Origin of the sequence: Faecalicatena orotica (genome assembly GCF_003149245.1) — a bacterium.
Taxonomy (GTDB): Bacteria; Bacillota; Clostridia; order Lachnospirales; family Lachnospiraceae; genus Faecalicatena_A; species Faecalicatena_A orotica.
Window position 1 is genome coordinate 1 of sequence record NZ_QGDL01000010.1, and the last position, 22,713, is coordinate 22,713.

Annotated in this window: 17 protein-coding genes and 1 pseudogene; 14 read left to right on the forward strand and 4 right to left on the reverse strand. The window is 47.4% G+C overall.

Features of this window, described 5'->3' with window-relative positions; all coding sequences use genetic code 11:
* Positions 1–197, reverse strand: a pseudogene (locus tag A8806_RS15900) (PD-(D/E)XK nuclease family transposase); the annotation flags it as partial.
* A 344-nt stretch (positions 198–541) separates the two neighbouring features.
* On the opposite strand from A8806_RS15900, the gene A8806_RS15905 reads away from it, so the two are divergent.
* Positions 542–844 carry a metal-sensing transcriptional repressor gene (locus A8806_RS15905; protein ID WP_109732197.1) on the forward strand — a complete coding sequence of 101 codons (303 nt, stop codon included), beginning with the start codon at positions 542–544 and terminating at the stop codon, positions 842–844.
* Positions 845–854: 10 nt separating this feature from the next.
* Positions 855–3,380 (forward strand): heavy metal translocating P-type ATPase, encoded by a 2,526-nt coding sequence (locus tag A8806_RS15910; RefSeq protein WP_109732198.1) that lies wholly within the window; start codon positions 855–857, stop codon positions 3,378–3,380.
* Between the two features lie 32 nt (positions 3,381–3,412).
* Here A8806_RS15910 and iadA read toward each other — a convergent pair whose 3' ends face one another.
* From iadA to A8806_RS15925, 3 genes are all read right to left on the reverse strand, one after another.
* Positions 3,413–4,555 (reverse strand): beta-aspartyl-peptidase, encoded by a 1,143-nt coding sequence (gene iadA / locus A8806_RS15915; protein WP_109732199.1) that lies wholly within the window; start codon positions 4,553–4,555, stop codon positions 3,413–3,415.
* 90 nt (positions 4,556–4,645) lie between these two features.
* Positions 4,646–5,716 (reverse strand): DegT/DnrJ/EryC1/StrS family aminotransferase, encoded by a 1,071-nt coding sequence (locus A8806_RS15920; RefSeq protein ID WP_109732200.1) that lies wholly within the window; start codon positions 5,714–5,716, stop codon positions 4,646–4,648.
* A 107-nt stretch (positions 5,717–5,823) separates the two neighbouring features.
* Positions 5,824–6,666, reverse strand: a complete 843-nt coding sequence (locus tag A8806_RS15925) for a MurR/RpiR family transcriptional regulator (RefSeq protein ID WP_109732201.1) — start codon at positions 6,664–6,666, stop codon at positions 5,824–5,826.
* A gap of 234 nt (positions 6,667–6,900) precedes the next feature.
* On the opposite strand from A8806_RS15925, the gene A8806_RS15930 reads away from it, so the two are divergent.
* The 12 genes from A8806_RS15930 (at position 6,901) to A8806_RS15985 (ending at position 22,706) form a co-directional block, all read left to right on the forward strand.
* Complete coding sequence (locus tag A8806_RS15930) at positions 6,901–7,167, forward strand: hypothetical protein (protein WP_109732202.1); 267 nt, start codon at positions 6,901–6,903, stop codon at positions 7,165–7,167.
* On the forward strand, positions 7,164–8,678 hold the full coding sequence (locus tag A8806_RS15935) for a sodium/pantothenate symporter (RefSeq protein WP_109732203.1): 1,515 nt from the start codon (positions 7,164–7,166) through the stop codon (positions 8,676–8,678). The genes A8806_RS15930 and A8806_RS15935 overlap by 4 nt, the downstream gene beginning before the upstream one ends.
* Entirely contained in the window at positions 8,678–9,436 is a 759-nt protein-coding gene (locus A8806_RS15940; protein WP_109732204.1) for a creatininase family protein, read from the forward strand. Before A8806_RS15935 ends, A8806_RS15940 begins: the two co-directional genes overlap by 1 nt.
* A gap of 124 nt (positions 9,437–9,560) precedes the next feature.
* The gene (locus A8806_RS15945; protein ID WP_109732205.1) at positions 9,561–10,763 is read left to right on the forward strand and encodes a M20 metallopeptidase family protein; all 1,203 of its coding nucleotides are present in this window, start codon (positions 9,561–9,563) and stop codon (positions 10,761–10,763) included.
* Between the two features lie 88 nt (positions 10,764–10,851).
* Positions 10,852–12,408 carry an ABC-F family ATP-binding cassette domain-containing protein gene (locus A8806_RS15950; protein WP_109732206.1) on the forward strand — a complete coding sequence of 519 codons (1,557 nt, stop codon included), beginning with the start codon at positions 10,852–10,854 and terminating at the stop codon, positions 12,406–12,408.
* Between the two features lie 73 nt (positions 12,409–12,481).
* Positions 12,482–14,185, forward strand: a complete 1,704-nt coding sequence (locus tag A8806_RS15955) for an ABC-ATPase domain-containing protein (protein WP_109732207.1) — start codon at positions 12,482–12,484, stop codon at positions 14,183–14,185.
* Between the two features lie 61 nt (positions 14,186–14,246).
* Positions 14,247–15,407, forward strand: coding sequence for an exonuclease SbcCD subunit D (locus tag A8806_RS15960; RefSeq protein WP_109732208.1), 1,161 nt, complete (start codon positions 14,247–14,249; stop codon positions 15,405–15,407).
* 1 nt (position 15,408) lies between these two features.
* Complete coding sequence (locus A8806_RS15965; protein WP_109732209.1) at positions 15,409–18,063, forward strand: AAA family ATPase; 2,655 nt, start codon at positions 15,409–15,411, stop codon at positions 18,061–18,063.
* A 20-nt stretch (positions 18,064–18,083) separates the two neighbouring features.
* Positions 18,084–19,223, forward strand: coding sequence for an SGNH/GDSL hydrolase family protein (locus A8806_RS15970; protein ID WP_242996137.1), 1,140 nt, complete (start codon positions 18,084–18,086; stop codon positions 19,221–19,223).
* Between the two features lie 134 nt (positions 19,224–19,357).
* Complete coding sequence (locus tag A8806_RS15975; protein WP_109732210.1) at positions 19,358–20,374, forward strand: ABC transporter ATP-binding protein; 1,017 nt, start codon at positions 19,358–19,360, stop codon at positions 20,372–20,374.
* Positions 20,358–21,224 (forward strand): ABC-2 transporter permease, encoded by an 867-nt coding sequence (locus A8806_RS15980; RefSeq protein ID WP_109732211.1) that lies wholly within the window; start codon positions 20,358–20,360, stop codon positions 21,222–21,224. Before A8806_RS15975 ends, A8806_RS15980 begins: the two co-directional genes overlap by 17 nt.
* A gap of 12 nt (positions 21,225–21,236) precedes the next feature.
* Positions 21,237–22,706: a GldG family protein gene (locus tag A8806_RS15985; protein WP_109732212.1), complete on the forward strand. Its 1,470-nt coding sequence runs from the start codon at positions 21,237–21,239 to the stop codon at positions 22,704–22,706.
* The last annotated feature ends 7 nt before the right edge of the window (positions 22,707–22,713 follow it).

A 22,713-nucleotide genomic window follows, 5' to 3' on the forward strand; every position in this document is an offset into this window, starting at 1 on the left:
CCCAGTAATAAGGAAAGCAGTTCTTCCAGACGTTCCGGATGAACATCGGGATTCATAATTTCTTTAAAGAATGAATCATATGTCATTTTTACTCCCCGCACACCCGTACATACATCCAGAAATTCTTTTTTCTGTTCATCATTCCACTGGGCAAACTGCCACGAACATACCGGACTGCGGTTAATCTCATCTAACACCTCCTTTTCGTGTCCTGATTTGTGGAAAATACTTTTTTAGCCCTTTTTGCATAGGCAGTGCTCCTTTCTTTGCGTACTGCACTGACTTCTTCTTTGTTTTGGTTTTTTCATTCGCGGATACAGTTTCGATAGTGAAACGCCGAAATGAGATGTCAAACGGCTCTGAGCCGGCGGAATCGCCTGCCGTTTTGATGGATTAAGAGTATCATATCCAAAATGGGAATTCAATTAACAATTTATAAAATTTAGAAAGCAAAATTCGAAGGAGGACAGCGTTTTTGAAAAAGATCTTGCAATATACCCAGTGGGGGTATATAATGCGAGTATAAAGTGAGGTGTTAATCATGGAAGAAACAAAAGAATGTTGTCATAAGACAAAGGAACGTTCTGAAAAAGAATATAAAGATCTTATCAACCGTCTGAACCGTATTGAAGGTCAGGTGCGGGGTATTAAAAAGATGGTAGAGAGCGATACTTATTGTACAGATATCCTCGTACAGGTATCGGCAGTGAATGCAGCCCTGAACAGTTTTAACAAGGTGCTTCTTGCCAGCCATATCCGGACCTGTGTTGCGGAGGATATTAAGAATGGGAAGGATGAGACGATTGATGAGCTTGTCGTAACCCTACAGAAATTAATGAGATAGGAGGCAGAAGATGGAACAATATACAGTAACAGGTATGAGCTGTGCGGCCTGCAGTGCCAGGGTAGAAAAAGCGGTAGCCAAAGTGCCGGGGGTTACATCCTGCTCTGTCAGCCTGCTTACGAATTCTATGGGAATAGAAGGAACGGCCGCACCTTCAGATGTGATAGCAGCCGTGGAAGAGGCTGGATACGGAGCAGCACAGAAGTCTGCGGGGGCAGATAGCAGGGCTGCGGGGAAACCGGCGGCTGACAGTGAGTTTTTAAAAGATAAAGAGACCCCTTTGCTAAAGAAGAGGCTGACGGCTTCTTTGTGTTTATTAATACCGTTGATGTATGTCTCGATGGGGCATATGATGTGGAATTGGCCGGTGCCGGTCTGGCTGGAAGGGAACCATGTAGCAATGGGCCTGATACAGCTTTTACTGACAACGGCGGTCATGGTTGTTAATCAGAAGTTTTTTATCAGCGGTTTCCGGAGCCTGTGGCACAGGGCCCCCAATATGGATACGCTGGTTGCCCTTGGTGCGGGGGCCGCATATGGATACAGCACCTATGCACTATTTGCCATGACAGATGCCCAGATGCATAATGACATGGCCGGGGTCATGACCTATATGCATGAGTTTTATTTTGAATCTGCAGCAATGATCCTGACGCTGATCACGGTCGGGAAAATGCTGGAGGCACGTTCAAAAGGAAGGACGACGGATGCACTAAAGGGCCTTATGAAACTTGCGCCGAAGACTGCGACGATCATGAGGAATGGAGCCGAGACAGAAGTTTCGATAGAGCAGGTTAGAAAAGGGGACATATTTGTAGTAAGGCCCGGGGAAAATATACCCGTGGATGGTATCGTGATCGAGGGCAGCAGTGCGGTTAATGAGTCGGCTCTTACCGGGGAAAGCATACCCGTGGATAAGACTGCCGGTGATACAGTTTCGGCAGCGACATTAAATCATTCCGGCTTTATTAAATGTCAGGCATCCAGAGTCGGAGAAGATACAACACTCTCCCAGATCATTCAGATGGTAAGTGATGCGGCAGCGACGAAAGCACCCATTGCCAAGGTGGCAGATAAGGTATCTGGGATATTTGTACCGGCCGTGATCGGAATTGCGGCCGTTACAATCATTGTCTGGCTGCTTGCAGGACAGAGTATTGGTTTTGCCCTGGCGAGGGGGATTTCTGTACTCGTCATCAGCTGTCCGTGTGCATTGGGGCTGGCGACGCCGGTTGCTATCATGGTCGGAAATGGAATGGGTGCAAAGCATGGAATTATGTTCAAGACGGCCGTATCTCTGGAAGAGGCGGGCAAGATGCAGATCGTGGCTCTGGATAAGACCGGCACGATTACGAGCGGAGAGCCAAGGGTAACGGACATCATACCGGCTGAGGGAATTTCAGAAGAAGAACTTCTTGCAATGGCATATGCACTGGAAAAGAAAAGTGAGCATCCTCTGGCCCACGCTGTATTGAAAAAGGCAGGGGAGAATGAAATAGCGGATCTGGAGGAGGTCTCGGATTTCAAGGCTGTACCGGGGAATGGACTTTCCGGAAGAATGGGCGAAGATATCCTGACAGGTGGCAATCTTAAATTCATCAGCGAAAATGCAGAGGTTTCAGATGAAATAAGACGAAGCGCAGAACAGCTGGCTGAGAGTGGAAAAACACCATTATTTTTCAGCCGCAATGGTAAGCTGGCCGGAGTGATTGCAGTTGCCGATGTTATCAAGGAGGACAGCCCGAGGGCTGTAAAAGAACTGCAGAACATGGGAATCCGTGTGGTTATGCTGACAGGTGATAATGAACGGACTGCGAAAGCGATCGGGCAGCAGGCCGGAGTTGATGAGGTGATTGCGGGAGTTCTTCCGGAAGGGAAGGAGAGTGTCATCCGTACACTCAGGAAGAAAGGCAAAGTTGCAATGGTCGGGGATGGGATCAACGATGCTCCGGCACTTACGAGAGCAGATATCGGTATCGCGATTGGAGCGGGTACGGATATTGCAATCGATGCCGCGGACGTTGTGCTGATGAAGAGCAGGTTAAGCGATGTTCCTGCTGCAATCCGGTTAAGCCGTGCAACACTCAGGAATATCCACGAAAATCTGTTCTGGGCATTTTTCTATAATGTCATCGGAATCCCTCTGGCGGCAGGGGTATGGTACTCCCTTCTCGGATGGAAACTAAATCCGATGTTCGGCGCTGCGGCAATGAGCCTGTCCAGTTTTTGTGTAGTTACCAATGCTCTGCGTCTTAATTTATTTAAGATGTATGATGCTGGAAAAGATAAAAAAATAAAAACAAGAAAAAATCAGGAGGAATTAACAATGGAAAAAACAATGAAAATCGAAGGCATGATGTGCGGACACTGTGAGGCAAGGGTAAAGAAAAGTCTGGAGGCTCTTGCAGAGGTAGATGAAGCAGCAGTGAGCCATGAAGCAGGAACGGCGGTTGTAACTCTTAATGCGGAGATTGCTGATGACCTGTTGAAAAAGGCTGTGGAAGATCAGGACTATAAGGTACTGGAAATCCAGTAGAAAAAAGGGATGCCGCCTGGCATCCTTTTTTTCTACTCATAAGTTCCGAACCGCCTGATTGCTCCGTCTTCCATCATGATCTGGCCTCTGGCAATGACTGTCTTAAGTTCCAGATCCTTATTGAGCAGAATCAAATCAGCATCTGCTCCTTCCCGGACGTGGCCTTTCCTGTCATGGATTTCCAGAGACTCGGCTACATTTGTGGTAAAATAAGTCAGGGCCTGTTCCAGTGGTACAGACAGTTCCTGTACCAGCTTTCTCAATTCTCTGAACATGGTGTCTACTTTGGAGACTCCAATTTCCAGAAGAGTTCCGTCTTCGGCATAATTTGACCAGCTCCCGTGTCCGTCAGAGCTGATTGTAATGTGCTGCTGCAAAAGCCCGCGCTTCATGGCGGCCACGATACATTCTCCGGGGGACGGCTGTCCCGGCATACCGCAGGTAAGGTCGATATACCCGCCCTTGTCCAGAAAAGCATATCCTGCTTCCAGTAAGTCCGGGTTCCGGTTTACGTGGGTCGGGTGGAAGACGCGGATCGGTATGGCGCTTTGGGAGAGGGCTGTCAGGACCGGATCCAGACCGCTTTCGGCATCGCCCATGTGGAGCACCAGAATGCCTGCCTTGCCGCTGAGCATGCCGGCAACTCTGGTCTTGCTTGCAATCTGTATCAGTTCTTCTGCTGTGACATTGGGTGCCCTGTGGTCAGAGATTGCCAGTTTCATTCCCAGTACACGCTCCAGAAATACGATGTCCCTGTCAGGTTCTCCGGTGATCGTCGGTGCGGGATATCCATAAGCCCCTGTAAGCATATAGGCAGTTACCCCTTCTTCATTCAAGGCGGCTGTCTTTGCATACAGATTCTCCACGCTGCGTGTCATTCCATCTGTGCCAAGCAGGCCGACTACCGTCGTGATACCGCTTCCGATTAGTTCAGACAGTTCCAGTTCAGGGGTGCGGGTGTGGAAGCCGCCTTCGCCGCCGCCGCCCGTCACATGAACATGCTGGTCAATCAGGCCGGGGGCGAGTATCATGCCTTCCCCATCCAAAATACGGCAGTCAAACGGCAGCATTCCGATTTCGTCTGCAATGCATGCAATTTTATCTCCACATATGAATACGTCTTTGCGGCCAATATATGTTGGCGCATATACATCTATATTTTTAATCAGCAACATGGTATAAGCTCCTTTTCCCCACCAGTATTTTCTTAATCTCATATTGACGTACTTTTAATGATTTGTCAATACTGTGCAGCTATCCGGGGATCACATATGACTGCCGAAAGCGGCAAATGTATCCACTACCCGCTGCATATCCTCAAGAGTATACCGCTGGTCACAGCTGATCGACATGATATGGGCATATACATACTGTGCATGCGGAAAATCAGCAATCTCTATGAATGGCGGAACCGGCCAGTAAACCTTCGGAGCAATATCGTTTGCAGCAAGAAAATCCATGAGTGGCTGTCTGTCATCGCAGAGGAAGGGGAAGAACATCGGGCATGCATCCCCGGAAAGGACCGGAAATACCGGACGGATGGCTGGATTGTCGGGCAGATGCTCCAACAGGTACGCATAATTCTCCCGCCTCTTTTGGATGGCTTCATCCAGAGGATAGTGGCGGATAGCATTTAGAGACTGTGCATCCCCTTCCTGTATATCGAAAATTTCCCGGAGCATCCATTCTGCTTCCCAGAATGCATCGTAGCCCTCTTTTTGGAGCGCGGTGTCTCCGCCGGCCTCGTACCCCCTGCGTGCCTGTAAAGCGTGGTCACGAATTGCCAGGTGCTTTTCATCAGGGGGAAGAAGCGTCACATGGAAGGTTCCACTGCGTTTGAATGCGAGACCTCCGGAGGTGACACCCATCCATTTGCGGAGGCTGACTGCCACATAGTCGGTATCCGGGCAGGTTGCCTCCATAGAAAATGCTGTATGGGTGGTATCCTGCATGACAGTCACGCCGTTCTTTCTGCATCGTTTCACAAAACCGGTATCAAATGTGGTGAATCCATAGTAACCACATATGAGCAGGAAACTGATCTTACTGATCAGGTTTTCGTCAAAGAGTGGGACCATATGCTCATCTACATCATAATAATAAATCTGATAGCCGCCCTTTACAAAGCATCCGCTGACTGTTTCACAGGTGTAGGCGGGGAGATAAGCGACCCTCCTTGTATCTGTCAGCATGGAATCTTTAAGACACAGGTAAATCGCGCACCTGCCTGACATCAGATGCCTGATATCTCCTGCATCCGGACATACACGCTGTGCATAATGGTTTTCGGTTGGCATTGCCTTTTCATACGGGAAAAATCCTCCAATTTCCTTCATGTAGAACCTCCTTGAATATGTAATGTGTTTTTAAATATACCGGCAGAAATGAGAAAATATTTCTGACAGCAGATTTTCAGAAGAACAGAATCCGGGACACGGATTCTTTAGGATGGCAGTGTATCAATAAATTCCTCTCTTTCTGATGCCGGGACCATGTCAATGACAAGGCAGGATGCGAGAAGGTTCAGGAGTGCCATCGGGACAGTCAGAGAGTTATAGAACATCCTTGTCGATGTCTGGCAGAGGAGCAGGTGGCTGCAGCACTGTGCCACGGGGGATGTTACGTTGTCTGTAATTGCAAGGAGAGATCCTGCTTTTTCAATCGCCTTTTTGGCAATGCTCCCAATCGGATAATAGTATTTGGGAAAAGAAAAGAATATGGCAAGATCTTCTTTTGTCAGCTGCTGCAGAAACTGCTGGGTCTGGGCAAGGTCGTCGAGATCGATCAGGACCGCATGGAAGTTAAGCAGCTGCAGGCGGGCTGATAAAAATTCCCCGAGTGTTTTTGAAATATCATGCGCAAAGATAAAAATACGCTGGCTTTTCTGGATCAGGCTGGCAGCAGTCATAATATCAGCGAGATTTACGGCAGCGAAAAAGTCGGTAACTGTGACAGATTCCTGGATACAGATATCACGCAGAAGAGATTCTTTGTCTGCATCATTGGCCACAGTCTGCTCCGGAAGAAAATAGGTAGGGGCAGACAGCAGCTTTATCATATGTTGTGTATAATCACGGAACTTATCCTTCAATTCCAGAAAACTGGAGCAGCCGATTTTTTCACAGAATCTCAGCAGGGTCAGTTCGGAGGCGCCTACCTGCTGGCTGAGCTGTGCAAGTGTGACATAGCAGATATCCTCCGGGTTGGAAATCAGATAATCGGCAATGCTTCTCTGCTTTCTGGTAAATGTAGGATAAAGGCTTTTGATGTGTTCAAGTATGTCCATATCTTAAATCTCCTTAAATTGTGTGAATTGTTTTAAAATTTGATGACTGAAAATAAATATTAAAATTTTTTGAACAATATGTAAGTAAACACTTTACAATAATATAATATCATGTATAATAGAAAATAACAAGTAAAGTATTTACTTTACTTTCGGAAAAAGTTGCAACGAACAGACCGAACAATTATTTGCAGAAGAAACTGCAAAAAAACAAAGGAAAGAGAGGATGTACAATTGAAGAAATTATTTGAAAACCACTTTGAGCGGACATGGCTGATCATTTTTCTGTTTCTATTCTTTCTGATCATGATTCCGTTCCCATTTTTCTACAGTGAGACGTATATTCCGGCGTGGGGAGGAATTCCGTCCTTCTTGTTTGGATGGTTCGCCCACACGGCAGTCACATTTGTCCTGATAATCGTGTATTATCGGATGTGCATGAAGAGAAAAGAGTATCATGTGTATGATGAAGAAAATGAGAAGGGAGAAAGTGAAGTATGAGTGAGGCAATCAAACCGTCACCAGGACCGTTTTATGCGGTGCTGATTTTCTATCTTGGAATTATGGCTTTTATTGGCTGGTATGCGAGCAGAAAAACAAAGAGCCTCGGGGACTTTTTCGTGCTGAGCGGAAAAGCCGGTGTGCTTGTCAGTGGTATCGCATACTTTTCTACCCAGTTTTCTATGGGTACATTCTTAGGAACGCCCGGAACCATTTTTGGGGTCGGATATGCAGGAATGGCGATCTCTGTACCTGGTGCGGTGTTCAGTATGATCCTTCCGGCACTTCTGATAGGAAAAAAACTGGTAACACTGGGCCATGAGTATGGATTTCTTACAATGGCAGATTATCTGTCTGACCGTTACCATTCTAAGAGCATGAGCGGAGTGCTTGGAATTATGATGCTGTTCTTCCTCATTCCAATGATGGGAGCGCAGATTATCGGAGCGGGTGTCATTGTACATGTATTTACAGGACTTCCGGAGTGGGTCGGTGTTGTAGGAATGGGTACGATTGTTATCCTGTACTGTATGACCGGCGGTATGAAGGGCGCCATGATGACGGATGTCATTCAGGGAACTCTGATGTTCGGGACGGCTATCGTTACATTTATTGTTTCTATTTCAATGGGGGGAGGTTTCCATAATATCAACAATACCCTGCAGGGGATGAACGAAGCTTACCTGACGTTCCCGGGAGCGAATGGGTATATGCCGTGGGCATACTTTGTATCTAACATTGTACTATGGTCCTTCTTTACGATGGGACAGCCGCATTTGTTTACCAAGTTCTTCACAATGAAAGACCACAAGACTATGTTCAAGGCAATCCTGTTGGGTACAGCGGGGATGTTCGTCTCAGCGACTTTGATCGAGTGGGCTGGTGTGAATGGAATCGCTTCCATCCAGAATATCGCAAAGGCAGACCAGATCGTTCCAATGATTCTGCAGAGAGGATTGAATCCGTTCCTGGCATCCATCTTTATATCAGGTATTGTTGCGGCAGGTATGTCTACCATTGATGGTATTCTTGTCACCACAACCGGAGCAGTTACACGTGATATTTATCAGAAGGTCATCAACAAAAAGGCGACAGATGAAAGCGTTATGAAGCTTTCAAAGGTTGTTACTATTTTGATTGGTATCATTGTGATTCTGTTTGGCGTATTCCAGCCTGGAAGTATTTTTGAAATCAACCTTTTCGCATTCTCGGGAATGGCAATTTTCGTAGTACCGATCCTTTTTGGAATGTACTGGAAGAAATCCACAGCACCGGGCGCTATTGCAGCAGTTGTAGTCGGAGTCATCACACTTTTGTGCTTCACTCTGATTCCGTCCGTGAAAGCACTGGCATTTGGCTTCCATGCATTATTCCCGGCTACTATCCTTGGGGGAATTACGATGGTCATTGTCAGCAGCTTTACTCAGGCACCACCGGAGGAGACAATCCGACGCCACTTCGATGTTTTTAAAAAGAACAATAATGCTATTGGGAAAAAGGAGGCAGCATAATGTATCTTGGTAAAATGACGACAGCACAGGCAAAAGAAGCATTTGCAAAGGACCCGGTCATTGTGATTCCGGTAGGAAGTACAGAACAGCACGGGGCACAGTGTGCACTCGGGACGGACTATATGGTACCTACATATCTGGCAGACCATATCGAGGATATGGAAAATGTAATCATTGCACCGACTGTACCATACGGTGTCTGCCCTTATCATCTGAGTTTCCACGGAAGTATCAATATTGGCTATGAAGGGCTGTATATGGTTCTGCATGGAATTATGGATTCTCTGATGCAGCATGGAATCAAACGCTTTGTAGTCTTAAACGGACATGGCGGAAATACTCCTTCGATCGACCGTGCGGCACTGGAAGTTTATCACAAGGGCGGAATCTGTGCCAGCATTGACTGGTGGAGCCTTGTTGCACAGCTGGACGATAAATTCCGCGGAGGACACGGTGATATTCTGGAAACGTCTGCCATGATGGCAGTGGATCCGGATGCAGTACATCTGGAGCTGGGAGAGCCTATGAACCCACAGGATCCTTCTGAAAATGTGAAAGCGGCATATATTCAGGCAGTAGATTACCGGGGCGGGACCGTACGTCTGGTAAGGGACACTAAAGAGATCGCACCAAGCGGCTGGTTCGGACCGTTTGATCCGAAAGATTCCACAGCAGAGCTGGGGCAGGAGGCACTTGATATTTCTGTTGATTTTATCAGAGGTTTTCTGGAAGAAATGAAAGAATTCAAATGTAAATAATATGTTTTTTTGAAAGTGATGCAGTAGAAGCGGGCGGAAATATCCGCTGTAAGAAAGCTGCCGCCCGAAGACGGGGCGGCAGCTTTTTCCTTGATAAAAGGGGAAAATAAGGAGGCTGAAAGGTATGAACATATTAGAAGAAGCCAAAGGGCTACAGGAACAGCTTGCACAGTATGCAAGAGATCTGCACATGATACCGGAGATCGGTGCAGTGCTGCCTGAGACGGCAGGTTATATAAAAAGGAAGCTGACAGAATGGGGAGTTACATATCAGGAGTATCTGGACGGAAATGCAATTGTGGCGACGATAGGCAGCAGCTTGCAGGGGAAACGTATCGCGCTGCGGACGGATATGGATGCTCTGGCAATTGCGGAAGAGACGGGGCTTTCTTATGCATCGGTAAACGGGAATATGCATGCCTGTGGACATGATGCACATATGGCAATGATGCTTGGCGCTGTCTATATTTTAAAACAAAGGGAAACAGAGCTTTCAGGAACGGTGGAGATATTCTTCCAGCCGGACGAGGAGGGTCTGGATGGCGCGAGGCAGATGATTCAGGAAGGTGCGCTGAAAGAACACCCGGCAGATGGGATCCTGATTCTTCATCTGGCACAGGATGAGGGTCTGGAAAGTGGACAGTTCCTTTTTAAAGAGGGGCCCCTGATGGCTTCGGCGGACACATTCGATATCCGTCTCGAGGGAGAGGGCGTGCATGCGGCACACCCGGAGCTGGGCAGGGACCCGGTGACCGCGGCCGCACATTTGATACAGGCAGTGCAGACGGCTGTCTGCAGAGAATTTCCGGCACTTGATCCGGTGGTAGTCAGTATCTGCAATGTACGGACAAGGCTGAATGATGGAGAAGATGACAGGGTGGTATACAATGCGCTGCCCAAATATGTTGATATGGCGGGAACCATCCGGTGTATGAGCGGGGAAATACGTGAAAGGGCGGTTCGAAGGCTGGGAGAACTGACAGAAGCAGCAGGACAGATGTTTCATATCAAGACTTCTCTGCGGATGCGGAGAAAGGTTCCTGTGACGGTAAATGATGCAGAACTGACAAAAGCATGGGAAAAGACATGCCGCAATCTATTTGGCGATTCGGCTGTCCTTCATCAGGAACAGCCGTTCATGGGATCGGAAGATGCAGGGTACTTTATGAAGGAGATTCCGGGTTCTTATGTGCATCTGGTATCCAACGTCTATCAGGACGGCAGAGTGATCCCCGGACACCATCCCCGCTATCGCGCAGATGAAAAGATCCTATACCGGGGGGCTGCATTGCTGGCAGAAGGAGCAGCAGATTTTTTAAATCAATAGACGGGCAGATCACAACGAAAGGTTTTACAATTGTACGCTCAAATGCTACAATAGGTATAAATATTGTACAGAAGTCAAAGGAGTTTTTATGAGCATATTAAATGTAGAGCACTTATCATATGGTTTTGGGGACCGTGCAATTTTCCAGGATGTTTCTTTCCGCCTGCTGCGCGGCGAGCATATCGGCCTCATCGGAGCAAACGGGGAGGGGAAATCCACATTTTTTAATATAGTGACCGGGAAGCTCACCCCCGATGAGGGGAAGGTCGAGTGGGCAAAAGATATCCGGATCGGGTATCTGGACCAGCATACGGTGCTGACGAAAGGGATGACCATACGGGATGCCCTTAAATCAGCGTTTTCCTACTTGTTTGATTTGGAAAAGAAGATGAATGATATTTGTGAGCGTCTGGGAGATGTGGATGAAGAGACGATGAACCAGCTGATGGAGGAACTGGGGACGATTCAGGACACGCTGACGATCCACGATTTTTACGTCATTGACGCGAAGGTGGAAGAAGTTGCACGTGCACTGGGGCTCCTTGACCTGGGTCTGGACAAGGATGTCACGGATTTAAGCGGCGGCCAGCGAACCAGAATCCTTCTGGGCAAGCTTTTACTCGAGAAGCCTGACATCCTGCTTTTGGACGAGCCGACAAACTATCTGGATGAAGAGCACATCAACTGGCTGAAGCGCTACCTTACCGAGTACGAGAACGCGTTCATCCTGATTTCCCATGATATTCCGTTTCTGGATGAAGTGGTCAATATTATTTACCATATGGAGAATCAGGAATTGAACCGGTATGTTGGGAATTATGAGGATTTCCAGCGTATTTATGAAGTGAAAAAGTCACAGATGGAAGCAGCGTACAAGAGGCAGCAGCAGGAAATCAGCCAGCTTAAGGATTTTGTGGCTCGCAATAAGGCAAGGGTGTCCACGAGGAATATGGCGATGTCCCGCCAGAAAAAACTCGACAAAATGGATGTGATTGAGCTGGCGGCAGAGAGGCCGAAGCCGGAATTCCACTTTAAAAAGGGAAGGACCCCGGGAAGATACATTTTTGAGACAAAAGATTTTGTGATCGGTTATGAGGAACCTTTATCAAAGCCGCTCAATATTTCACTGGAGCGGGGGCAGAAGGTTGCACTGACCGGGGCAAACGGAATCGGAAAGACAACATTGATACGGAGTATCATGGGACTGGTGGAACCGATCAAGGGCAAATGTGTATTAGGGGAGAACCTTGCAATCGGGTATTTTGAACAGGAGATAAAAGGAGAAAACAAATCCACCTGTATCGAGGAGATATGGAGTGAATTTCCTTCTTTTACACAGTACGAAGTGCGTTCCGCGCTGGCAAAGTGCGGACTCACAACGAAACATATAGAGAGCCAGATCCGCGTGTTAAGCGGAGGAGAGCAGGCAAAGGTGCGCCTGTGCAAGCTAATCAACAGGGAGACGAATGTACTTATGCTCGATGAGCCTACGAACCATCTGGACGTGGATGCAAAGGATGCATTAAAACAGGCTTTGAAAGAATATCAGGGAACCCTCCTTTTGATCTGTCATGAGCCGGAGTTTTATCAGGACATTGTGCAGGAGGTATGGGACTGCTCGAAGTGGACGACCAAGCTCGTATAACAAGATATAATGTAACTGTTCATGGTCCTGAACAGTTACGATATAATTATAAATAGGAAAGAAGTGTATAGGAATGCAGACATCAACAGACTTAAAGAACTTATTAAACAGAATTGACCATAAGAGTTATCCTGCGTATAAGGACACAAAGGGTATTTATCAGTTCGCAGGCTACCAACTCTCCATTGACCACGTGCAGGGTGACCCCTTTGCATCTCCTTCCAAATTGAGTATTCATGTGAAAGGTGCTGTCGCCGGTTTCCCGAAGGAATTGTATGAGACAGTACACAGAAGAGTTGCACTTCAGGATTACCTGACAAGACAGTTTGGGCGCTCTGTGGAGCGATATGCATTCAAAGCAAAAGGCTCGGGGAAAAGCGGCCTGATTTCGGTCAGCCGCTGTGGTCAGGAGATTCTGGAACGCACGGCCTGTGAAATTGATACGAAGAGCGGGGATTTGATTCTCCGGCTGGAGGCCGGATTCCCGGCAAACGGCAGAACAATCAATGCAAGGGAATTAATGAAGATATTGTTCGATTTTTTGCCGGAGAGTGTGGAAAACTCTCTTTATTATAAGAATAGTGATAAAAAAAGAATCCAGCAGACGGTTTTTCTGGCAGATGACCAACAGTATATCAGAGAACAGCTTCCGAAGCTGGGACTGACTGCATTTGTGGCGGACGGTTCCATTCTTCCGAGGGAGTCGGGAATCTCATCCAGACCGATGAAGGGCGCGGTTGCGTTTACTTCGCCGAAAGAACTAAAAGTGACACTGAAGCTGCCCCATAAAGGTGATATAACGGGGATGGGAATCCGCAAAGGAATCACACTGGTTGTGGGCGGCGGCTACCACGGAAAGTCGACCCTTTTAAAAGCACTCGAACTGGGAGTTTACAATCACATTGCAGGTGACGGGAGAGAATATGTGATCACGGATGATACCGCTATGAAGATTCGTGCCGAGGATGGCAGAAGCATCAAGAAAACGGATATATCGATGTTTATCAGTGACCTTCCGAATGGGAAGGAGACGAGGGGGTTCTATACAGAAGATGCCAGCGGCAGCACCTCCCAGGCGGCAAATGTGATCGAAGGGATGGAGGCGGGGGCAGGCCTTCTCCTGATTGATGAGGATACAAGTGCGACCAACTTCATGATCCGTGATGAGCTGATGCAGCGTGTAATCCACAGGGACATGGAACCGATTACACCGTTTATCGAACGGATACAGGAATTATACGAATCTTACGGGATATCAACAATCATCGTAGCCGGAAGCTCAGGAGCATATTTCCATATAGCAGACTGCATTATCCAGATGGACCGATATGTTCCGAAAGATATTACACAGCTTGCTAAAAAAGAGGCTGAAAGCTTTCCGGTCTTAAGCGGGCCGCAGGAAAAAGCACAGAACCCGGCATTTTCCAGATGTCCAGAGGCGAATGCTGCCTTCCGGGGAAACGACAGAATTAAAATGAAAACACTGGGCAGAGAGGCAGTGCAGATCAACAGGGAGTCCATAGACCTGCGCTATGTGGAGCAGATTGTTGACAGTGAGCAGGTGTCGGCGCTTGGGTATTGTGTGAAATATGCAGAAAAACATCTGCTGGACGGAAGAAAGACGCTTAAGGGTGTCGTAGATGAATTAGAGAAGAAGATTGAAAAAGACGGTCTGGCCGGTTTATGTGAGACCAGTTCCAATATAGCCGCGCTTGCCGTACCGAGAAAGCAGGAAATGCATGCCTGCCTGAACAGGTACCGCGGGCTGAAGCTATAAGGTTACTGTGCACGCCCGAGAGGGTGAACAGAACCTTATAAGAGGACAGAGAGGAAACAGCATGAAATTTTTTCATTTATCAGATTTGCATATCGGAAAACAACTGCATCATTACAGCCTGATAGAAGACCAGGCACATATCCTCAGTGAAGTGACCGGCCGTGTGAAGGAGCTTGCGCCTGATGCAGTCGTGATTGCCGGGGACATCTATGATAAGTCTGTCCCCTCGGCAGAAGCCGTTTCCCTGTTTGATGAATTCCTCACCGCTCTGGCCGAGATCAGGCCTGCCGTGAAGGTTTTAATCATTAGCGGAAACCATGATTCCGCCCAGCGGCTGGACTATGCAGGCAGAATCCTGCGAAGACAGAATATTTATATAGCCGGGAGCGTGCCGTCCGGAAAGGATGAGTATCTGAAGAAAGTGACTCTGTTGGATGAATTTGGGGAAGTGGATTTTTATCTGCTTCCATTTTTAAAACCGGGTTATGTACGCGGGGTATTTGCGGATGAAGAAGACGTGCCGGAGACATACAGTGATGCAGTACGCCGCATCCTCGGGCGGGAAGAAATTGATACGGAAAAGAGAAACGTACTCATATCCCACCAGTTTTACACCGGGAATGGAAATGCACCGGATACCTGTGACTCGGAAATGTTTTCTGTCGGTGGGATTGACAATGTGGATATCAGTCCTCTGCTCCCGTTTGAATATGTGGCGCTCGGACACCTTCACGGTGCACAGCAGGTACAGGTCCCTTCTGTCCGCTACTGCGGCACACTTCTGAAATATTCGGTCAGTGAGGCGGCCCATACGAAATCACTGCATGTTGTGAAACTTGGGGCAAAGGGTGTGGCGCCGGAAGTGGAACAGATACCGCTGCATCCGCTTCGTGACGTCCGCAGGGTCCGCGGGGAATTAAAGGAAATCGTGGAACATGCATCGCCGGATAACCGGGATGATTATATCAGCGTGACACTGACTGATGAGACTGACCCGTACAGGCCCAAGGAGCAGCTGGAAAAGGTATATTCCCACATTCTCGAGATCAGGATTGATAATACACGGACAAGGAAGCGTCTGGAGGACTTTCATGATGAGGCTGTGATCGCAGACCCGCTGACCATATTCAGTGATTTTTATCAGGAAATACAGGGGCGCGCCCTGTCGGAAGAAGAACGGGGATATCTGGAATCCGTTCTGGAAAAAGTGAAAGGGGAATAGCATGAGACCTGTGAAGTTAATCATGTCTGCATTCGGTTCCTACGCAGGTGTGGAAGAAATAGATTTTACAAAAATGCAGCACGGGCTGTTTCTGATTACAGGAGACACGGGGGCAGGTAAGACGACCATTTTCGATGCCATCACGTATGCGCTTTATGACCGCACAAGCGGAGGGAGCCGGGACGGGAACATGATGCGCAGCCAGTATGCAAATGACGGGACGGACACCTTCGTAGAATATGTTTTTTCTTACAGAGACAAGGAATATACGGTCAGAAGAAACCCCGAATATATGCGTATGGGAAAGCGGAAAAAGGCAGACGGCACACCCAGGCTTGTGAAAGAGACTGCCAAAGTAAGCCTGATTCTTCCTGACGGCAGTGAGTATCAGGGGAAGAAAAAGGAAATTGATCATAAAATAGAAGAAATCATCGGGCTGGATGTAGACCAGTTTACGCAGATCGCTATGATTGCACAGGGAGATTTTCTGAAGCTGCTTCATGCGGAATCCAGAGAAAGGAAGAGAATCTTTTCAAGAATTTTCCAGACCAGAATCTACTGGCAGGTACAGGAAGAACTGAAGGAACAGGCAAAGCAGCTTTACATCCGCCTGCAGGATAATATAAAGGACTGCATAAGGGAAATGGAGCGTGTGGAAACGGTTCCTGAGAGTGGGGAGGCTTCCGTGTGGGCAGACTATCTTACTATGAAGCTTCCGCCTGCAGATGGCGTGATGGATACGCTGAAGGAAATCTGCTGTCAGGGAAAGACAAAAGAGGCAGAAGCTGAAAAGCTGTCTTATGAACTCCAGAAACAGTCTGAGGAGCTGAACGCATCCATACGAAGCGGCGAAGAGGTGAACCGCCTGTTTCTGCTGCTGGGTCAGGCAGAAGAAAAACAGCGCAGCCTGGATGCAGAAAAAGAAAAGATGGAGGAGCAGCGCAGGCAGGTAGAGGACGGTGCCCGTGCCGAAAAGGTTTCTGTCAGAGAGACACAGCTTGAGCGGACGAAGGCGGAAGGAAAAAGGCTTGTGCAGCAAATTGCAGATACCAGGGAATGGATTGAGGAACAGAGTAAAAGTGCGGTATCGGAGGAGTCAGTGCTGAAAGCCGCAGGGGAAGAACTCCAGAAGTCAGAACCTCTTCTCCAGAAACAGATCATCCGTCTCAGGGACATCCTGCCCAGATATGCACAGATCTGGAAATTGGAAAAAGAGTATGCCGGGAATCTGAAAAAGATGGAGGCGGTGCTGGAAGAGTGCAGGCTGGCCTCTGAGGATTATGAGGAAAAATACCGGCTTTTCTTTGCCGAACAGGCAGGGATTCTTGCAAAAAAGCTGACAGCCGGAGAGCCGTGCCCTGTGTGTGGTTCCACAGAGCATCCGAAAAAGGCCGGGATTTCGGGAAAGGCACCGGAACAGAAGGATGTGGAAAAGGCAAAGGAAAAAAGAGATAAAATAGAAAAAGAACGCTCTCTGATACAGGAGAAGTTCCAGCAGGCAAAGAGCCGCCTTGAATCTGAAAAAAAACTCTTTGAGGAGGAGGCTATTGAAATACAGGGAAGTACAGAACTCAGTGAAGAGCAGGTGAAAGAAAAGCTGGCCGGATGCGAGACTGAGTTAAGTTTAATAAAATCAAATTACCAGAAACAGGAAAAGAAGTTCCGGGAATTGATGGAAGAGCTAAAGAGAAGAGGCGGTCTTCTGGAGAGCCGGGAAAAACAGCTCGAGGAACTGAATATGAAGCAGAAGGAAGAGGAAGAATACTTCTATCAGGAATTAAAAAACCAGAAATTCGACTCATACGAATCCTATCAGCAGGCCAGGGCGTGGATGGAAGGCAGAGATGCGAAAGAAGCGCTCCTTAAGCAGTATGATGCCCAGACTGTCGAGGTAAGGACCCGGCTGGAAATGCTCAGGCAGCAGACAGAGGGTAAAGAGAAGACCGACTTAAGCAGTGAGAAGGAAAAACTCGACGAAGTACAGGCGGCACAGAAAGTGCAGCGTAAAAACGTACTCAGCCTGCACAGCCTGAACCAGAAGAACAGACAGGCAAAGACCAAACTGAACCAGTATTTTGAGGCAAGAGGGACACTGACATCCCAGTATGAGATGGTTAATCATCTGAACCGGACCGCGAACGGGATGCTCAATGGCAGTGTGAAACTGGATTTCGAAACATATGTACAGCGAAAGTACTTCAAACAGATTATTCATGCGGCCAACCGCAGACTCAGTAAAATGACATCCAATGAATTCATTCTGCAGTGCCGTGAAATAAAGGACCTGAGCAGTCAGGGACAGGCAGGACTGGATCTCGATGTATACCATCTGGTCAATGATTCTGTAAGGGATGTCAAGACGCTGTCCGGCGGCGAATCCTTTATGGCATCCCTGTCTATGGCACTGGGACTGGCAGACATCGTCCAGAATACCGCGGGTGCCATCAGTCTGGAAACGATGTTTGTAGACGAAGGATTCGGTTCTCTGGATGATTCTGCTAGAGAGCGTGCAATCCAGATTCTTCAGGAGCTGGCTGGAGAAAAAGGCCTGGTGGGGATCATTTCCCATGTAAATGAGTTAAAAGAACAGATAGACTGGAAGCTGGCGGTTACAAAGACGGAACAGGGAAGCCATGCCGAGTGGGTATTACAATAAACAGAAATGGAAGTGGGCATATGAAGAAATACCTGAGAATGGCCGCCGGCCTTATACTGGCGGCAGCCTTGCTGGTGCAGCAGGTGATGCCGGTCAGGGCCTGGAATGAGGTTATTACCTGTACCGTTTTAGGAGACAGCATTGCAAAGGGCTACTCTTCGGATAAGGTAAATAAAATCAAATGTTACGGCCGTATCGTAACAGAACAGCTGGCGGAAGAAAATGAGGCCTATTTTGATTATCAGAATTATGCGAAAAATGGTCTGGACACCGCGGGGCTGAACGAAAAGGTTCTGTCGAGGGATACGGTCAAGAGAAATTTGAATAAGTCAGATATCGTCCTGATAACAATGGGCTCCAATGACCTGCTCAACGAGTTTAAACATGTATCACAGCAGATACTGAATTCAAATACAAAGTTCAGAAGCGCGAACCAGGCACTCAGCGAACTGCAGGAAGGTGTTAAAAAGAATCCTCTTACAATCCTGAAAATCGTCGATGCACTGAGTAACTGGGATTACGGGAGTTTCGAGACCGAGTGGATGAAAGCAATGGAGACGGTCAGCCAGCAGAAGAAGAAGAATGCCCAGGTTATCGTAACGAATATTTATAATCCTGTCTATAACATGGAACTGCCGGGGACTCTGAACAAAGTAGTGGAAAATATTATCGGAAATATGAACAGCATCATAGAAAAGCGGGCTTCGGATTATGGATATCAGGTGGTGGACCTCTTCAATTCCAGTATTGTGGCGTTTGTTCAGGGGGACGGACTTCATCCGAGCCAGGAAGGACAGGAACTGATCGCGGGGATGGTTTATAAACTGGTTGAAGACCCGGACAGCCGGGAGGATGTTCTGGAAGAGGATTCACAGTCGGTGGACGGCGGTGCGGTAAAGGGGGAAGCACAGGACAAAACGGGCGGACAGGCCGAGAACAGGGAGAATGCAGCAGCCCCGGATGCTGAATCGGAAAATGTAAAACAGATGCAGGAGAATCAGGCAGAAAAAACGGAAAATGAGAAAAACCTGACGGACAAACAGTCAGGACAGCAGGAACACAGCAGGAGGGCAGACTGGCTCGGGATCGCGGCCGGAGTCATACTGGCAGCGTCCGGTATATGCCTTCTTTATCTCATGAACCGGAAAAAGAAAGGTTAAGTGTCAGTTTTGATGCTTAACCTTTCTCTTTGGGAGAACAAAGAATCTACAAAACTATATCACATTTATAACACAAAACCTTCACAAAATTCTGATAACTTATTTCCTATACAAAAACACAGGGAGGTAAGGACTTGATAGAAGTAAAGAATTTAGTGAAAAAATATGGAAATCATCTGGCCATAGATCACCTGACTTTCAAGATTGAAAAAGGTAAGATCTATGGCTTTTTGGGTCCGAACGGCGCAGGAAAATCTACGACTATGAATATTATGACCGGTTATCTCGGGGCGACAGAAGGTGAAGTCCTCATCAACGGCCATGATATCTTAAAGGAACCGGAAGAGGCGAAGAAGCATATCGGCTATCTTCCTGAGATGCCTCCTCTGTACACAGAGATGACCGTGCAGGAATATCTGGACTTTGCGGCAGAACTTAAGAAAATACCGAATAATAAACGGGAGTCTTCCGTGGAAGAAGTATTAAAGCTTGCGAAACTGATGGACGTCAGGGAGCGTCTGATCCGTAACCTGTCAAAAGGCTACAGGCAGCGTGTCGGTCTGGCACAGGCTGTGCTCGGATTCCCGGATATTATCATTTTGGATGAGCCGACGGTTGGTCTTGACCCGAAACAGATCATCGAGATTCGGGAGTTGATCCGCAATCTGGCCAAGAAGCACACCGTTATACTGAGCTCCCATATTCTGGCCGAAGTAAGAGAAGTTTGCGATTATATCATGATCATTGCGAAAGGGAAGCTTGTGGCAAGTGATACACCCGAAAATCTGGAGCACCTGATGGACGGCTCCGAATCTGTGGAGATCGAGGCGAAGGCGGCGCCTTCTAAGATAAGGGAGATACTCCGGCCGGTCACTGAGATTTCAACTGTAAAGACGGAGGAACATGCGGACGGTACAACAACGGCAGTGATTGAAACAAAGCAGCATCAGGATATCCGTGAAAAGATATTCTTTGCATTTGCAGGGGCCGGGTGCCCGCTGACCATGCTTAAGACGAACCGTGCAAGTCTGGAAGAGATATTCCTCGAACTGACACAGGGAGAGAGTGCTGTACCAGAGATAACCGGGGATGTGGAAGATATGCTCAGTGAGGACGAAAAGGAGGATGAGACAGATGCTGGCGATTTATAAAAGAGAACTTAAGTCTTATTTCCAGTCCATGATTGGATGTGTATTTGTTGCATTTCTGGTAGCTTTTACCGGGATCTACTTCATGGCCTATAACCTGAATGCGGGGTATCCGTACTTTTCCTATACATTGTCAGGTTCACTGATCGTATTTCTTGTAGGGATACCACTGATTACGATGAAAAGTTTTTCAGAAGAACGTAAGAATAAGACCGACCAGCTGCTGCTGACGGCTCCGGTCGGACTGGGCAGGGTCGTGCTTGGAAAATATCTGGCAATGGTGTCTGTGCTTGCAGTACCCAACATTATTTTCTGCATATTCCCTTTAATCATTAAGCTTCAGGGAACAGCCTATCTCAAAGTTGACTATATTTCTATCGGCGTCTTCTTCCTGCTTGGCTGTGTGTACATCGCGATCGGTATGTTCCTGTCCTCGCTGACAGAGAGCCAGATCATTGCTTTTATTACAACGTTTGGCGTCCTTCTTGTATTATATCTGTGGGACGGGATCCTGTCATTCATGCCGGGATCAGCAATCAGCGGAGTGATCGGACTGATCATCCTGCTTCTAATTGTGGCGGCTTATATCCAGCAGATGACAGGAAACTGGGTATTAAGTGGAGGCATCGGGCTGATTGGCGCGGCAGCCTTAATTGTAACTTATATTTTAAAATCCAGCCTGTTTGAAAACATTTTGACGAAGGTTCTGGGAAATCTTGCACTTGCAAATATTTTCACGGATATTACGTCAAAAAGCATTGTAGATGTCAGCGGCATTGTACTGTATCTGTCTGTTATTGCAGTATTTATCTTCCTGACAGTGCAGGCCATTCAGAAAAGACGGTGGAGTTAGGAGGGCTGGAGCGTGCAGAAAATAAAAAGTATATTTAAAACAACAGGGACTAAGAATGGAACATACAGTGTAGGACTGACAGTGATTGTCATTGCGATCGTTGTAGTTGCCAATTTGATTTTCGGACAGATACCGGAAAAATATAAAAACATTGATGTCAGCAGTACGAAGATTTACGACATTACAGATACAAGTAAAGAGCTCTTAAAGAATTTAGACCAGAAGGTGACCTTCACGGTGCTGGCGGAAAAAGCGGGCGCGGATGACAGGATCAAGACGTTTTTGAGTAAATACAGTTCTTTATCGAAAAATATAAAAGTGGAATGGATTGACCCGGTACTTCACCCGTCAGCCTTGTCGGAGTACGATACTTCTGCCAATACGATTGTAGTGGCATGTGATGATACAGGGAAAAGTACAACCGTATCATTCAGTGACATCATCGTGATGGATACTTCTTCCTATTATTATACCGGGAATGCAACGGAATCCGAATTCGATGGTGAGGGCCAGCTGACCAGTGCCGTGAATTATGTAGTCAGCGATTCGAATAAGAACATCTACAGGACTACCGGACATGGAGAGGCTACTTTATCCAGTTCTGTTTCGGAACTGATGACGAAAAACAACTATAAAGTGAATGAACTAAATCTCGTGATGGATACTTCTATACCGGAAGAGTGTGACCTTCTTCTGATGTATGCACCATCCAAAGACCTGACAGAGGATGAGAAGACTGCGGTTGAAGATTATCTGGCCAAAGGCGGCAAGGTGATGATACTGTTAGGAGAAACCAGTTCTGCAGACCTGCCGAACATTGCTTCTGTCATGAAAGAATATGGTATGGAAACAGAAGACGGTTATATCGCAGACCCGTCCAGATGTTATCAGGGCAATTACTATTATATCTTTCCAGAACTCTCTGTATCAGGGGATATGGCAAAGGGAATTACCTCACAGATGGTCCTTTTGACGAACGCCCACGGCATGAATCTGGTAGATCCGGCGAGAGACACCATAACGACAAGTCCGTTTATGACGACATCTGAGAATGCTTATGCAGTAACAGAAGAAGCTCAGAAGCAGGGGGCTTATACGCTCGGGGCAGTGGCCGAGGAGACAATCAGCGGGGATTCCGCAGGAAAGACAGATGCGGATACCAGTGAAAATGACGGCGAGTCAGACGATGCAGAGCAGGAAGAACAGAAGACGGGCAGGCTTACAGTGATTTCAGCGGGCAGTCTGATTGACTCGCAGATAACGGATACCTTTACCCAGCTCGAGAATACAACATTGTTTATGAATGCGGTGAGCAGCAATTTTGACGGTGTCCAGAATATTTCAATTGAAGCAAAGAGTCTGGGAACCGAATACAATACGGTACAGCATGCAGGACTGTTCAGTCTTCTGGTGATATTTGGAATCCCGCTTTTGATCCTTATTTCAGGATTCACGGTATGGTATAGAAGAAGGAAGGCATAGGCATAAG